Origin of the sequence: Polaribacter gangjinensis (assembly GCF_038024125.1) — a bacterium.
Classification (GTDB): Bacteria; Bacteroidota; Bacteroidia; order Flavobacteriales; family Flavobacteriaceae; genus Polaribacter; species Polaribacter gangjinensis.
The window spans coordinates 1,007,841-1,023,690 of record NZ_CP150662.1 but is presented as its reverse complement, the minus strand read 5'-3'; the positions used below and the strand labels follow the sequence as shown (position 1 = coordinate 1,023,690).

General features: G+C 31.8%; 15 protein-coding genes. All 15 read left to right on the top strand.

The genetic code is table 11. The annotated features are described in order from the left end of the window. Nucleotides 1-3 precede the first annotated feature (3 nt). The 15 genes from WHA43_RS04505 to WHA43_RS04435 all read left to right on the top strand — a co-directional run bounded on the left by WHA43_RS04505 (nt 4) and on the right by WHA43_RS04435 (nt 15,833). Nucleotides 4-1,125 carry an ABC transporter permease gene (locus WHA43_RS04505; protein WP_105045935.1) on the top strand — a complete coding sequence of 374 codons (1,122 nt, stop codon included), beginning with the start codon at nt 4-6 and terminating at the stop codon, nt 1,123-1,125. Between the two features lie 100 nt (nt 1,126-1,225). Further along, nucleotides 1,226-1,882, top strand: a complete 657-nt coding sequence (locus WHA43_RS04500) for a TIGR00730 family Rossman fold protein (protein WP_226742851.1) — start codon at nt 1,226-1,228, stop codon at nt 1,880-1,882. Between the two features lie 103 nt (nt 1,883-1,985). After that, on the top strand, nt 1,986-2,888 hold the full coding sequence (locus WHA43_RS04495) for a hypothetical protein (RefSeq protein ID WP_105045933.1): 903 nt from the start codon (nt 1,986-1,988) through the stop codon (nt 2,886-2,888). A 10-nt stretch (nt 2,889-2,898) separates the two neighbouring features. Continuing rightward, nucleotides 2,899-3,741: a restriction endonuclease gene (locus tag WHA43_RS04490; RefSeq protein ID WP_105045932.1), complete on the top strand. Its 843-nt coding sequence runs from the start codon at nt 2,899-2,901 to the stop codon at nt 3,739-3,741. 62 nt (nt 3,742-3,803) lie between these two features. Next, nucleotides 3,804-4,652, top strand: a complete 849-nt coding sequence (locus WHA43_RS04485; protein WP_105045931.1) for an RteC domain-containing protein — start codon at nt 3,804-3,806, stop codon at nt 4,650-4,652. Between the two features lie 89 nt (nt 4,653-4,741). Then, a complete protein-coding gene (locus WHA43_RS04480; protein ID WP_105045930.1) occupies nt 4,742-5,029 on the top strand; it encodes a helix-turn-helix domain-containing protein in 288 nt (95 codons plus the stop codon). Between the two features lie 92 nt (nt 5,030-5,121). Further along, nucleotides 5,122-5,925 (top strand): transcriptional regulator, encoded by an 804-nt coding sequence (locus WHA43_RS04475; protein WP_105045929.1) that lies wholly within the window; start codon nt 5,122-5,124, stop codon nt 5,923-5,925. Between the two features lie 312 nt (nt 5,926-6,237). Then, nucleotides 6,238-6,618 (top strand): hypothetical protein, encoded by a 381-nt coding sequence (locus tag WHA43_RS04470; RefSeq protein WP_317197469.1) that lies wholly within the window; start codon nt 6,238-6,240, stop codon nt 6,616-6,618. Between the two features lie 72 nt (nt 6,619-6,690). Next, entirely contained in the window at nt 6,691-7,329 is a 639-nt protein-coding gene (locus tag WHA43_RS04465; RefSeq protein ID WP_105045927.1) for a hypothetical protein, read from the top strand. Nucleotides 7,330-7,446: 117 nt separating this feature from the next. Next, nucleotides 7,447-8,268 (top strand): type IV toxin-antitoxin system AbiEi family antitoxin domain-containing protein, encoded by an 822-nt coding sequence (locus tag WHA43_RS04460; protein WP_105045926.1) that lies wholly within the window; start codon nt 7,447-7,449, stop codon nt 8,266-8,268. After that, the gene (locus WHA43_RS04455; protein ID WP_105045925.1) at nt 8,265-9,068 is read left to right on the top strand and encodes a nucleotidyl transferase AbiEii/AbiGii toxin family protein; all 804 of its coding nucleotides are present in this window, start codon (nt 8,265-8,267) and stop codon (nt 9,066-9,068) included. The genes WHA43_RS04460 and WHA43_RS04455 overlap by 4 nt, the downstream gene beginning before the upstream one ends. 26 nt (nt 9,069-9,094) lie before the next feature. Then, entirely contained in the window at nt 9,095-10,642 is a 1,548-nt protein-coding gene (locus WHA43_RS04450; protein ID WP_105045924.1) for a type I restriction-modification system subunit M, read from the top strand. Next, nucleotides 10,639-11,823 carry a restriction endonuclease subunit S gene (locus WHA43_RS04445; protein WP_105045923.1) on the top strand — a complete coding sequence of 395 codons (1,185 nt, stop codon included), beginning with the start codon at nt 10,639-10,641 and terminating at the stop codon, nt 11,821-11,823. Before WHA43_RS04450 ends, WHA43_RS04445 begins: the two co-directional genes overlap by 4 nt. Before the next feature lie 5 nt (nt 11,824-11,828). Next, nucleotides 11,829-12,704, top strand: a complete 876-nt coding sequence (fic, locus tag WHA43_RS12950) for a protein adenylyltransferase Fic (RefSeq protein ID WP_105045922.1) — start codon at nt 11,829-11,831, stop codon at nt 12,702-12,704. A 24-nt stretch (nt 12,705-12,728) separates the two neighbouring features. Further along, on the top strand, nt 12,729-15,833 hold the full coding sequence (locus WHA43_RS04435) for a type I restriction endonuclease subunit R (RefSeq protein ID WP_105045921.1): 3,105 nt from the start codon (nt 12,729-12,731) through the stop codon (nt 15,831-15,833). Nucleotides 15,834-15,850 lie beyond the last annotated feature (17 nt).

Sequence of the window (15,850 nt, the reverse complement as noted above, 5' to 3'; positions counted from 1 at the left end):
CATATGAAAACAATATTATTCATCATACAAAAAGAATTCAAGCAAATTTTTAGAGATAAAAGCATGCTTCAACTTATATTTATATTACCCATTTTGCAATTATTAATTTTGTCAAATGCAGCTACATTCGATGTTAAAAATATTGCAATAACCTTTGTTGACAATGACCAAAGTCGGGAATCAAGAGATTTAATAAATGCTTTTAAATCCTCAACCTATTTTAAAGTTACAGCACCTCATTTTTCTGAAAAAGAAGCTATCCAAGAAATGCAAAAAGGGAAAACCGATATTATTGTAAATATTCCTGTTCACTTCAATCGTGACCTGCAAAAAGACCAAAAAGCGAGCATTTCAGTAAGTATTAATGCCATTGATGCCGCAACGGCTGGCGTTGAAAATGTATATGTAACACAGATACTAAACTCCTACAATCAAAACATTCAAATGCAGTCAAAATACTTCTCTGAAAATAAAGAAGTCCCCCAAAACATAATGGTTATTCCCTCTTTTTGGTACAACAATACTTTAAATTATAAAACTTTTATGGTGCCTGGTATTTTGGTTTTATTGGTTACCATGCTTACTTTATTTCTGTCATCAATGAATATAGTTAGAGAAAAAGAATTGGGCACATTAGAACAAATAAATGTAACACCCATAAAAAAATACCAGTTTATTATTGGAAAATTATTTCCGTTTTGGGTGCTTGGATTAGTGATTTTAACGGTGGGTTTAGTAATATCCAAAGTTGTTTTTAATGTTCCTATGTTAGGTAATATTTTCCTTGTTTATGGCTTCACATCGGTGTATTTACTTTTAATTTTAGGTTTCGGACTGTACATATCTAATCATACCGAAACCCAACAACAAGCCATGTTTATTGCCTGGTTTTTTATGGTAATTTTCATATTAATGAGTGGTTTATTTACACCTATCGAAAGTATGCCAAAATGGGCACAAAGCTTAACATTGTTAAACCCTATTCGATACTTTGTAGAGTTCATAAGAATGGTTCTACTAAAAGGATCCGGATTTTATGAAGTATTGCCAAACCTATTAATTGTTACCGGATTTGCAGTATTTGTAAACGGCATGGCGGTTTGGAGTTATAAAAAATCAAATTAGAAGTTTAAGTTTTTAAAAGGTATTAAAAATGAATGGTAATAAATTAGTTACGAATGAATCTTTATTCTTTCGAGGTCCACTATCGAGATTTAAAGAGCTAATGTTCACATTTAGGGTTCAAATTAATTTTATAAGAGCATTTAGAAAATTACATTTCCTTGGTCCATGTGTAACTATTTTTGGTTCGGCTCGGTTTACACCAGAATCAGAACATTATAAAAATGCTGAAAAAATTGGTGCAGAAATTTCTAAATTAGGTTTTACAATAATGACAGGTGGCGGACCAGGAATAATGGAAGCCGCAAATAAAGGAGCATTTGAAAATGATGGTTATTCTGTTGGTTGCAATATTGTATTGCCAAGAGAACAAAAACCAAATCCATATTTACATAAATGGATAGATATTCCTTATTTTTTTGTTCGTAAAGTTGTTTTGATAAAATATTCGTATGCCTTTGTAGTGATGCCAGGTGGAGTTGGTACTTTAGATGAATTATTTGAAGCACTTACATTGATACAAACTAAAGTAATTAAAAACTTTCCGATAATTATTTTTGATTCAGATTATCATAAAGAACTTTGTCATCATATTAAAATTATGCTTGAAAATGAAAGCATCAGTCCAGAAGATATGAAGCTCCTTTTTGTAACTGATTCTATTCCTGATTTAATTACACATCTTGAAACGCATGCAATCAAAAAATTTGGGTTAGTAAATAAACAATATAAACCAAAATGGTGGTTTTTAGAAAAATAAAACAATTCTTGTCTATGTCTTTTTAATTAATACTAAAATGTAGAAAAATATTATTTTCTTTCTTGTAAAATATCTGAAAATATAGACGAATTAGCAATAAAATATGAAAAAGAATATAGTATTAGTTTTTATTATTGTAATAACGACCATAACTTCAGCTCAAACTAAAGTAGATACAACAGCAATTCTATCTTTAGATAAAATTACACAAGTAAATCAAGGAGAAAGTTATGTTACTTTTCCCTTTGATATTGGGAATTTAGAACCTTTAATGTTTGAGGCAAATGTTAGTCCTAATTTTAAGATCAGAGAACGTAAAGATTCAAGATTAATGGCAGTGTTAACTTCTCAAATTATTATAAGAATGTTTGATGAATATTCATATCCTGTAAAAACACCAAGTTATATACCTCAAATTGCGTTCTATTTTTTAACAGGACATAAAGATGCAGCCAATAAATTAACTTTATTTGGTAAAATTGCACATCACTCTAATGGTCAAGATGGTAATTTTTATACAGATGATGGAAAAGTCAATTTACAATCCGGAAATTTTGCAACAAATTATTTAGAATTAGGATTTTTACAATCATCATATAGTCAAAACTTGAAAGCTTTCAAATTTATAAAAAGCTCATTTGAAATCCACCCAAAGAGTTGGATGTTAGAAGAACTTCAAGGTCAATATAGTGGATTGCGATGGCACAATACCTTTTTAGCTTATAAACTTCCTATGAAAACAAATCCACTTCCAAACGAAAAACAAAGAGCAAACTTCTCAATTAAAGCTGAAACGACAATAATGTTAGATAATTTTAATAATTGGAACTATTTTGACGCCAAAAGATTAAATGCAAGTCTAATTCTCTATTATCACCCAAAATTCTTAGAAGATATTGGATTTTTTGTTCAATTCTATCATGGTATGGATTATTATAATATTTATTTTCAACATCAAATCAGCTCAATAAGATTTGGTATAATGACAGAAACTTTACGTTTTTAATATTTTAATTATGAAACAAAAACCAATTTTTATTAAAAAGAATTCTTTTGATGTTGAACCATTTTCAACTCAAAAATTAGAACATTCACTACTACGTAGTGGTGCATCTGAAGAAGAAATTGAAAACATTATTTCAAAAATACAAACTGAAATTTATGATGGTATTTCTTCAATTGAAATATATAAAAAAGTGTTTGCTTATTTAAAAAAATCAAACAGAACATCTGCTTCTCGATATAGTCTAAAACGTGCCATTTTTGATTTAGGTCCAACAGGTTATCCTTTTGAAAGATTAGTTGCAGCATTATTGAGAGAAAAAGGATTTAAAACCTCGGTCAGTGTAATTTTAAATGGCGAATGCGTTACCCACGAAATAGATGTTTTAGCTGAAAAAGAAGGAAGCGTTTATGCAATTGAATGCAAATTTCATTCTGACGCTAATGCAGTTAGTAATGTAAAAATTCCTTTATACATTAATTCAAGATTTTTAGACATCCAAAAACAGTGGAATACTAATTCTAAAAACACTACACATCTCAAACAAGGCTGGTTGGTTACTAATACCAGGTTTACTATTGATGCAATAAATTATGCGAAATGCGTTGGTTTAACTTTACTTAGTTGGGATTATCCGTTAAATAACGGAATTAAAGACAATATTGATTCATTTGATCTTTATCCAATTACTACTTTAATAAATCTTTCAAAAGACGAAAAAACAACTCTTATTTCTAAAGATATAATTTTAGTTAAAGAACTTTATGAAAATAAAATTGTATTAGAAAAAATGCAGATTACATCTGATAGAATAGTAAAAATTCTGAATGAAGTAAAGGAACTTTATAAAATATAAATATTTATTCGATTAGGAACTCATCAAATTATTAAAACTATATCCTTAAATATTTTAAGACTTTGAATCAAAAAATAATAAATCTACAAACAGACCTAAATGAACAACTTAATTTCATTGATCTTGAAATAGACAATGAAATTAAGCGTTGTGAAAAGGCTATTGAGATAACTTTAAAAGCTAAAGAGAATTTAAAAAATGTAGTTATTAAAAGTCAATTCAAAAGTCAAGATGAAGAAATATATTTTTTTAAGGAAATTAAACCCCAATTTACATCAAAGATTATTTATTACAATTCAATCCTTAAAATTGAAATGAAAAAGCCAAATGGAGGCAATCGTATTTTAAAAAAATATTACAATAATGAACTTATAAAACTTAAATCATTTTTTGATAATGAATTAGAATTTTACAAATATTTTCGCTCTGGAAATAATTATTTGGATTACAAATATTTTCTAAGAGGGAAGTTTGATGTGAAATTAGCATTAAATAGCTATTATTTTGAAACAGATACTAATTTTTCAACTTCTCATGATTATAAAGTAGCAAAAATATTAGCTAATGACTTAATTCAATTATATCTTGAAAATAAACTAATTATGATTGAAAATAAAGGAACTACTGAAAAATCACAACGCCAACCGAACATAAAAATGATGTGGACAGGCTCAAAAGTAGCGTTAACTGAACTTCTTTTTGCATTACATACTGAAGGAGCTTTTAATAATGGTGCTGCAGACCTTAAAGATATTGCTGAATATTTTGAGCATATTTTTGAAATTGATTTAGGGCAATATCGTAGAACATTCCTTGAAATTAAAGCCCGTAAGAATGATAGAACAAAGTTTATAACAACTTTAAATGAAAAATTATTGACTAGGATGAACAATTCAGATGAGGTACTTTAAATAAAAATCGTTCACAACATGAACCCCGTTGTGAAAGAAAATAAATCAAACGCCACAATTTTGTACCATAACAATCTAAAACATCAGTTATGGCAGTACAAATTATTACTATCGAAGATTTAAACGAATTCCGTAGTCTTCTTTTGAATGATTTAAAAGAAATCATTCAATCCAAACCACAACAAACAAAACAGTGGCTCAAATCCAATGAAGTCCGTAAACTGTTAAACATTTCTTCAAGTACTTTACAAAACCTCCGTATCAATGGAACACTAACTTACACCAAAGTTGGTGGGATTATGTATTATGACAATACAGACATTCAAAAGCTCCTTCACGGCAATAAAGTAAATGCCTTGCCTACACTTTTCAAATAAATGTGCTTTGTCAACCTGAACTTAAATCCAGAGCTTGACGAAGGACAGGTTCTTGTCTTAATACTTAATACTCCAATCTTAATACTTCAGCAATGAATTACATAAAACACCTAACCGGTTTCTTCATTCGCATAGCATCTGAAGAAACCATTTATCCAACACATATAAGTCTATATCTAGCTTTATTTCAAAGTTGGAACATCAATCGGTTTAAGAACCCAATTGCAATTTCTCGTGATGAAATGATGAAAACCAGTCGCATAGCTTCCAAAGCTACTTATCACAAATGCATAAAAGAATTGCAAAACATGGGATTTATTGATTATCTACCTTCATATAATCCGTATTCAGGTTCTGAAGTAATTCTACATGATTTATCAGATAGAAAAGCGGTTTTTAAAAGTCAAACCAGTTCAATTATTGTCCAAACCATACCAATAAATAACCAAGCTAATAGTAACGTCACTGAACAAGTCAATGAACCCAATATATATAACAATAACAAAACATCTAAAAACAATAAAAACATATCTATAGACACCAATTTTAAAATTTTTAATGAAGGTGAATTTTTAGAAGTTGAAAAAAAAGAGAAAAAAAGTTCCGCGAAAAAAAGAGAAATAGAAAATCCATCAATCGAACAAGTCAAAGAATATTTCAAACAAGAAGAGTATTCAGAATTTGAAGCCGAACGATTTTATAATTATTACACTAGCAACGGTTGGCTTATTGGTGGTAAAACAAAAATGATAGATTGGAATGCAGCAGCTCGGAATTGGATGCTAAATACCGCAAAATTCACAATAAATCTTCCTCAAAATAATCAAGTTAAAGAACAACCAAAAGCGAAACATTTACAAGTTGTAGAAGACAAAAATTATGCAGAACCATTGTGACAATCTTGTCATCCTGAACTTGTTTCAGGATCTGTTCATATTACAAACAATCTGTAAACTGGTAACCGTTAACTTTCAACTATGGGCTCACAATACAACTATCCAGAAATCCTAACATGGTTAGAGACAAAAGCCAAACAAGAGTATGGCCCAAATTTTCATTTCATCGATGACGATATGGAAAACATTACAAAACTGATAGCTTATTTTTTAAAAGATGAGAGAACAACAAGTCGATTTGGTATTGATCTATCAAAAGGAATTCTTCTTTCTGGACCGGTAGGCTCGGGTAAAACCTCATTAATGACAATAATGAAATACATAACCCAAAAAGAAAATAAATTCTTTATAAGAACATGTCGCGATATAAGTTTTGAATTCATAAAAGAAGGCTACGAAATCATACATCGATACAGCCGTGGTAGTTACTCTCAATCCCAATACAAAAATTATTGCTTTGACGATTTAGGAGTAGAAAGCAATTTAAAATATTATGGAAATGAATGCAATGTGATGGCAGAAATAATTCTCTCAAGATATGATCTATTCATCTCAAGAAAAGTTATAACACACATCACTACCAACCTATCAGCTTCAGAAATCGAAACGATGTACGGCAACCGAGTTCGCTCAAGATTACGAGCCATGTTAAACCTCATCGCATTCGATAAAACCACACAAGACAAACGCTAAATTAATATAATCCAACTGCTTTGCGAACATTGCGAAAATCTTTGTGCTCTTTGCGGTTAAATAAAACAAACTATGAGAAAAATAAACACCTTCTGGAACTGGTTCCAAGACAACAACCAAACCATAAAAAACTTCCTCAACGAAACACCAAAATCGCAAAAGCAAATCAGCCATTGGATAAAACACCGTTTAGGTTTCTATTGCAAAGAACTCGATTACATGATTATATTCCCCAAAAAGCCAACCGAAAAAACCGAACTAATCATTACGGCAAACGGAAATCCTGAATATTTTACACGGGTAACCGAATTAATAAAACACGCTCCAGTACTCAAACATTGGAAATTCACAGCATTTATTCAACCTACAGTACATATTGAAAAAATTATGGATGGTTTAGACGAGCCGTATGTATTTCAAGAAATAACTATAAAAACTAGCGAAATAAAATTTTTGCCACTAGCTTACGACGAAAAAACAAAAAAACTCAACATCATAGTGTATTTAAAAAACTACAACATCCATTGCGATACCAAAACTTGGAACCAAGCAATCTACATCATCATGCAAGACCTATTGGGAGAAAAATCATTATATCAGAATATTAACTTTGTGCAATTAGCATGTTTACCAACCAACACAGAGGAGTTGATTGAATTGTATGATTTACAGTTTTACATTGATACTATTAATAAAAATGATGTTTCGTAGTAAAATAATCAGGTTTATCCTGACAATGCTACTATAAAGAATAAATTTAAAACAAATGATACAAACTATAATTATATTTTGTATCATTGTAGTCAGGTTAATCCTGACAATAAGACTATGAAGCATAAATACATCTCAACACAGTCAAACGAACTTTTATCATACTTCAATGATAAAGGGAAAGTGTGTTTTGAGTCTAAAACAGCCTTAAAAGCGTTTCCTGATGCCAAAGAAAGCACCGTTAGAGAATTATTAAGCGACATGACCAAAAGAGGTTTATTAATGCGTATTAAAGACGGTGTGTATTACATTATCCCTTACGAAGAAAATGCAGAAACCTTTATGCCCGATTGGCATATATTGGTAAAGTATTTAGTTAAAGATGCCAAGCATTACATAGGCTATTATTCTGCATTACAAATCCATAATCTAATAACACAACCATCATTAAAAGAACAAATTGTGGTGGCAAAACAAATCAGGCCTTCTGAAATAAAAATCAAAGACATCACTTTTCAATTTATCTATCATAACGAAAGTCACTTTTTTGGAGAAAAGAAAACATGGATTGATAATTTCAATAAAGTAAGCTGTTCTGATATAGAAAAAACAATAATAGATTGCCTTTTTAAACCGGATTACGCAGGAGGAATTGTAGAGGTGGCAAGAGCAATTTATAGTACAAAAGAGAAATTAGATTATAAGAAGCTTTTAGAATACACCATAAAATTCGATTCTCAGGCAGTAATAAAAAGACTAGGGTATATTTTAGAACTCTTTGAAATAGAAACAGAAATAATCAAAGAACTACAAAAACTAAAAACCGCTTCTTATGTAGTTTTAGATACCGAATTACCTAAGACTGGTAAAAGAAATAGCCGTTGGAGTATTCAACAAAATTTAGACATAGAAACCATTAAATCAGCCATGTTCACATGATTAAACCGGGCGAAATACAAAAGAAAGCCAACCAAGTTGGAGTTCGCGACCAACAAATCGAGAAAGATTACATTTTATCCTGGATACTTTGGGGTGTAGCAAATCACGAACAACTTTCAAAAATATTAGTATTCAAAGGAGGAACCGTATTAAAGAAAGTATATTTTGAAGACTATCGATTCTCAGAAGATTTAGATTTTACATTGTTGAATAATGAAATTTCAAACGAACAAATTTTTGAATGGTTCAAAGAAACTTTCGAAGAAATAAAGGAAGAATCCAATATTCCTTTAGAAATAATTGATGATAACGAGCACGAAGATGGAGGCATCAATTTTTATATAGGTTATGTAGGTCCATTGGGTGGTTTCGGTAACAACAAAAAAGTAAAAGTAGACATCTCCAGAAGTGAAAAATTAGAGTTTGAACCAGTAGTAAAAAATGCTATTGTAGATTATTCAGATTTAGAGGATTACAAACTAGTATGCTATCCTTTAGAAGAACTATTAGTCGAAAAATTACGCTGCACTATGCAACGCACACAACCGAGAGACTATTATGATATCTGGTATTTAGTAGAAGTAGAAAAAATGGAGGTAGAATATTACACCAATGAGTTCCGGAACAAATGCATCAGTAAAGAATTAAAACCCGAAGATTTTCATGCCAAACTAGAGCAAAAACTACCACAATACAAAGCAAGATGGCAAAAATCCATGAGTGACCAAATCAAAGATTTACCCGATTTTGAACAAGTGGAAAGAGAAGTGAACAGAAAGATTAAAAATTTTATGGTATAACCAACGAAATAAACAAAAGAAAAATAATGACAAGCATAATTCAAAAACAAGAATTACAAAATAAAATTTGGAAAATCGCTAACGATGTAAGAGGCTCTGTGGATGGATGGGATTTCAAACATTTTGTATTGGGAGCACTTTTCTATCGATTTATCAGTGAAAATTTCACAAAATATATAGAAGGTGGTGATGATAGTATTGATTACGCTAACATATTAGACAAAGTAATAACACCAGAGATAATTGATGATGCTGTTAAAACAAAAGGATATTTCATTTACCCTAGCCAGCTTTTTGTAAATGTTGCTAAAACTGCTAATACTAATCCAAACCTTAATACAGATTTAAAAGCCATCTTTAATGCAATCGAAAGTTCTGCAAATGGGTATCCTTCAGAAGAAGATATAAAAGGCTTATTTGCCGATTTTGACACTACCAGTACTCGACTTGGAAACACCGTTGAAAACAAAAACAGTCGTTTAGCTGCCGTTTTGAAAGGTGTTGAAGAACTCAATTTTGGTGATTTTGAAGACAGTGAAATAGAACTTTTTGGTGATGCCTATGAATTTCTAATTGGCAATTATGCAGCCAATGCAGGAAAATCAGGTGGTGAATTTTTTACACCTGTGCACGTGTCTAAACTCATTGCTCAATTGGCAATGCACAAACAAGAAAAAGTGAATAAAATTTATGATCCGGCTGCAGGTTCAGGTTCATTATTATTACAAGCCAAAAAACATTTCGATAACCACATCATCGAAGAGGGTTTCTTTGGCCAAGAAATCAACCATACCACCTATAACTTGGCTCGTATGAACATGTTTTTACACAACATCAATTACGACAAGTTTAATATAGCTTTAGGCGATACGCTTCATCATCCTCATTTCATAGACGATAAACCTTTTGACGCCATTGTATCAAATCCTCCTTATTCGGTAAAATGGATTGGAGATGACGACCCAACGCTGATAAATGATGACCGTTTTGCTCCTGCAGGAGTTTTAGCTCCAAAATCGAAAGCTGATTTTGCTTTTGTATTGCATGCATTAAGTTATCTATCCAGTAAAGGAAGAGCAGCCATTGTTTGTTTTCCTGGAATTTTTTATCGTGGTGGTGCCGAACAAAAAATTAGGAAGTACTTAGTTGATAATAACTTTGTAGAAACCATTATTTCAGTAGCACCGAATTTGTTTTATGGTACTTCTATAGCGGTAACAATTCTGGTACTTTCAAAGCATAAGACCGATACTAAAACTCAATTTATTGATGCAAGTGGTGAAGATTTCTTCAAGAAAGTAACCAATAACAATATGATGACAGATGATCATATTGATATGATAATGGAGCTATTTGATAGCAAAGCAGATGTTCCTCATGTAGCCGTTTCAATCGACAATTCTAAAATCGCAGAAAACGATTACAACTTATCCGTTAGTTCCTATGTGGTAGCCAAAGACAATAGAGTGAAAATTAATATTGAGGAATTAAACAACGAAGTTTCCAAAACTGTAAAAAAAATTGACAAACTTCGTACAGATATTAATGCCATCATAAAAGAAATTGAAGCATGAGTTATCTAGAAAAATTATTAAACGGTATTAAAGTAGAATGGAAACCATTGGGTGAAGTCACCGAGCTTAAACGAGGTACGACTATCACTGCAAAAACAAAAATCGACGGCAATATTCCTGTAATTAGTGGTGGTCAAAAACCAGCATACTATAACTCTGTACATAATCGAGATGGTGAAACAATCACAGTAGCGGGTAGTGGTGCTTATGCTGGTTTTGTTATGTATTGGAATGAACCGATATTTGTTTCAGACGCTTTTTCGGTTATACCTTATCCTTCAGTTTTAAATACTCGGTATGTTTATCATTTTTTATTAAATAACCAGACATGGATTCATAATTTACAGAAAGGTTCTGGTGTTCCGCATGTGTATGCAAAAGATTTAGCAAACCTGACAATCCCAATTCCATGCCCAGATAATCCCAAAAAATCACTTGAAATACAACAAAAAATAGTTGCAATTCTCGATTCATTTACAGAGCTTACAGCGGAGCTTACAGCGGAGCTTACAGCGGAGCTTACAGCACGAAAAATGCAATATAGTTATTATAGAGAAAAGTTGTATTCCTTAGATAAAAATAAAGTACAATATTTACCTTTGGGAAATGAAAATATCGGCAAATTTATTCGTGGTGGTGGTTTACAGAAAAAAGACTTTACTGAAACAGGAGTTGGTTGTATTCACTATGGACAAATCTATACCTACTATGGGACATATACAGATAAAACTAAATCATTTGTTTCAGAAGAATTTGCTAAGAAAGCGAGAATGGCAAAATGTGGAGATTTAGTAATAGCAACCACTAGTGAAACCGATGAAGATGTTTGTAAAGCATTAGCATGGCTTGGAGATGAAGAAATAGCTGTAAGCAGTGATGCTTGTTTTTACCGACATAATTTGAATCCAAAATACGTTGCCTATTTTTTTCAAACAGAACAATTTCAGAAACAAAAAAGACCTTTTATTACAGGAACAAAAGTCAGACGTGTAAACGCTGATGATTTGGCTAAAATTAAAATTCCTGTTCCTTCCAAAGAAGAACAAGAACGCATAGCTACAATTTTAGATAATTTCGACACGCTTACCAACTCATTAAGCAAAGGTTTGCCCAAAGAAATAGAGTTAAGAAAAAAACAATATGAGTATTATAGAGATTTGTTATTAACTTTTAATAAGTAAACCGTATGTCTAAGGTTTCCATACGTTTTTTTGATGATCGCGAAGTACGGGCCGTTTGGGACGATGAAAATTCCAAATGGAGGTTCTCGGTATTAGATATTGTAGCGGTATTGCGAAACCAAGACGATTATACTAAAAACCGAAACTATTGGAAATACCTAAAAGCCAAACTTAAAAAAGAAAATAGTGAGTTGGTTAGTAGCACTACCCAACTGAAATTAGTAGCCAATGATGGCAAATGCTATTTGACTGATATGCTCGACTACGAAGGCATTATAACCTTAGGAAAAGAATTTCCCAGCAAAACTGCCAACCGATTTATAGAATGGTTTACGTATAGCCCAGAAAGCATAGATGGTAAAAGTAAAACCAAGGCGTATGCCTTATTTGAAACCAGTTTTGCAGATAGCATTGAAGTAGGCACAGCCAAAGGATTACAACAAATACACGCCTACATTTTTGGCGGATTATATGATTTTGCAGGGCAAATAAGAACCAAAAACATTGCCAAAGGGGGCTACAGATTTGAGTATGCAAACTATTTAAATAGCACTTTGCTACAAATAGATAGTATGCCACAAACCAATTTTGATGAAATTGTAGAAAAATATGTATCGATGAACAAAGCCCATCCATTTATGGAAGGTAACGGCAGAAGTACCCGAATTTGGTTAGACTTGATATTGAAAAAGCAATTAAAAAAATGCGTAGATTGGAGCAAAATAAGCAAAACTAATTATATGAATGCAATGATTATAAGCTCGGTAGATAGCAGCATTTTAAATTCACTACTCAAAACAGCACTTACCACCAACATCAACAGCAGAGAAATGTATATGAAAGGCATAGATTATTCATACTATTATGAAGAAAATGAATAAAATAGGCTCAATAACTAAACAAACATGACACAATTTAAAACCATAGCAGAATCGAATAATTTTATTGTTTTAGATAAATATACCAAATATTCAGAGGTAAATGAACCACCTGCGGTTTATCAAACGGAAGCCGCTTTGGAGAAAGAATTTATCCAAGACTTATTCAATCAAGGATATGAAAATCCAAGTATAACTAATATAGAAGCCATGTTGGCAAATGTTAGAGTGCAATTGCAAGCACTTAATAACATGGAGTTTTCAGATAGCGAATGGACTCGTTTTTTAGAAGAATACTTAGACAAGCCAAGCGATAATTTGATTGAGAAAACTAGAAAAATTCATGAGAATTATATCTACGATTTTGTTTTTGACGATGGACATATCCAAAATATTTATCTGGTAGATAAAAAAAATATAGCTCGTAATAAAGTACAGGTCATTAAACAGTTTGAACAAAAAGGAACGCATGCCAATCGTTATGATGTGACCATTTTAGTCAATGGCTTGCCTTTGGTGCAAGTAGAATTAAAAAAACGAGGCGTAGCCATTCGTGAAGCATTTAACCAAGTACATCGTTATACCAAGGAGAGTTTAAATAGTTCGAATTCTCTTTTTAAATACTTGCAGATTTTTGTAATTTCCAACGGAACGGACAGCCGCTATTTTGCGAATACGGTGGAACGAAACAAAAACAGTTTCGACTTTACCATGAACTGGGCAAAAGCCGACAATACACTGATTAAAGATCTTAAAGATTTTACGACAACATTTTTTGAAAAACGCACGTTGTTAAACGTATTGCTAACCTATTCAGTTTTTGACACAAGTGATACCTTGCTGATTATGCGACCATATCAAATTGCAGCTACTGAAAGAATGTTATGGAAAATTCAAAGTTCCTTTCAAGCTAAAAATTGGTCTACGGTAGAAAGCGGTGGCTATATTTGGCACACAACAGGTTCCGGAAAAACATTGACTAGTTTTAAAGCGGCTCGTTTGGCCACTGAATTAGATTTCATTGATAAAGTATTCTTTGTAGTGGACCGTAAAGATTTGGACTTTCAAACCATGAAAGAATACCAACGTTTTTCACCGGATAGTGTTAACGGTTCAGATAGTACAGCAGGATTAAAGAGAAACTTAGAGAAAGACGATAATAAAATTATTGTCACCACTATTCAAAAGCTCAACAATCTTATGAAAACGGAGAGTGATTTGGCTATTTATGAAAAACAAGTAGTTTTCATTTTTGATGAAGCACATCGTTCTCAGTTTGGAGAAGCTCAAAAAAACCTTAATAAGAAGTTCAAAAAATTCTACCAATTTGGATTTACAGGTACTCCAATTTTTCCTCAAAATGCTTTAGGTGCTGAAACTACAGCTAGTGTATTTGGTCGTGAGTTACATTCTTATGTAATAACAGATGCGATTAGAGATGAAAAAGTATTGAAATTCAAAGTAGATTACAATGATGTTCGTCCACAGTTTAAAAGCATAGAAACAGAGATTGATGAAAAGAAATTAACGGCTGCAGAAAATAAAAAAGCATTTTTACATCCTGCACGTATTAAAGAAGTTTCGCAATACATTCTTAAGAATTTTAGAATTAAAACGCATAGAAATCAAGGTACCAACAAAGGTTTTAATGCCATGTTTGCGGTGAGTAGTGTGGATGCGGCCAAATGTTATTACGAAGAATTAAATCGCCTACAAAAAGAAAGTGAAAAACCATTAAGAATAGCAACGATATTCTCTTATGCTGCCAATGAAGAGCAAAGTGCTATTGGTGAAATTGTCGATGAAAATTTTGAACCAACTGCATTGGATAGCAGTGCCAAAGAATTTTTAACGGCAGCAATAAACGACTACAACACGATGTTCAGAACTAGTTTTGGAGTCGAAAGTAAAGAGTTTCAAAATTATTACCGTGATCTTGCAAAACGTGTGAAAAGTAAAGAAATTGACTTGATTATTGTAGTGGGTATGTTCCTTACTGGCTTTGATGCTCCAACATTGAATACCTTATTTGTAGACAAGAACCTGCGTTATCATGGTTTAATGCAAGCTTTTTCACGTACTAATCGTATTTATGATGCTACAAAAACCTTTGGAAACATCATTACTTTCAGAGATTTAGAAACTGCTACTGTAGATGCCATAACGTTGTTTGGTGATAAAAACACTAAAAACGTAGTACTTGAAAAAAGCTACAAAGAATATTTAGAAGGTTTTACAGACATTGCAACAGGACATGCACGTAGAGGTTTCATAGAGGTAGTAAATGACTTAAATGGAAAGTTCCCGAATCCCGATAAAATTGTAACGGAAAAAGATAAAAAAGAATTCTCAAAATTATTTGGAGAGTATTTACGAGTGGAAAATATCTTGCAGAATTACGATGAGTTTACCAATCTCAAAGCGTTTAAAACTATTGATATAAATGATGCGGAAGCTCTTCAGGAATTTAAAGAAGCTTACTTTGTATCAGACAACGATATTGCAATAATGCAAGAGATAAGTCTATTGCCGGAACGAACAATTCAAGATTATCGTTCTACTTATAATGACATCCGTGATTGGTTAAGACGTGAAAAAAGTGGCAAAGAATCAGAAGAATCCACAATCGACTGGGACGATGTAGTCTTTGAAATAGACCTACTAAAATCACAAGAAATTAACCTTGATTATATTCTTGAATTAATTTTTGAGCATAACAAAAAGAACAAAGACAAAGCTACTTTAATAGAAGAAATCCGCAGAGTGATTCGTGCAAGTATAGGCAATAGAGCAAAAGAAAGTTTAGTGGTAGATTTTATTAATGAAACTGACTTGGAAACTATTCAAGATAAAGCAAATGTTATAGATTCATTCTTCAAATATGCTCAAGAAAAACAGAAAAAAGAAGCTTCAGAATTAATTACGGAGGAGAACTTAAATGAGGAAGAAGCAAAACGATACATTGCAGCATCGTTGAAGCGAGAATTTGCAAATGAAAACGGAACAGAACTAAGCAATTTATTACCAAAAATGAGCCGTTTAAATCCTGAATATTTGACTAAAAAGCAAAGTGTTTTTCAAAAAATTGTTGCTTTTGTAGAGAAGTTTAAAGGTGTTGGTGGCCAGATATAAAAGTTATTTTACAACAT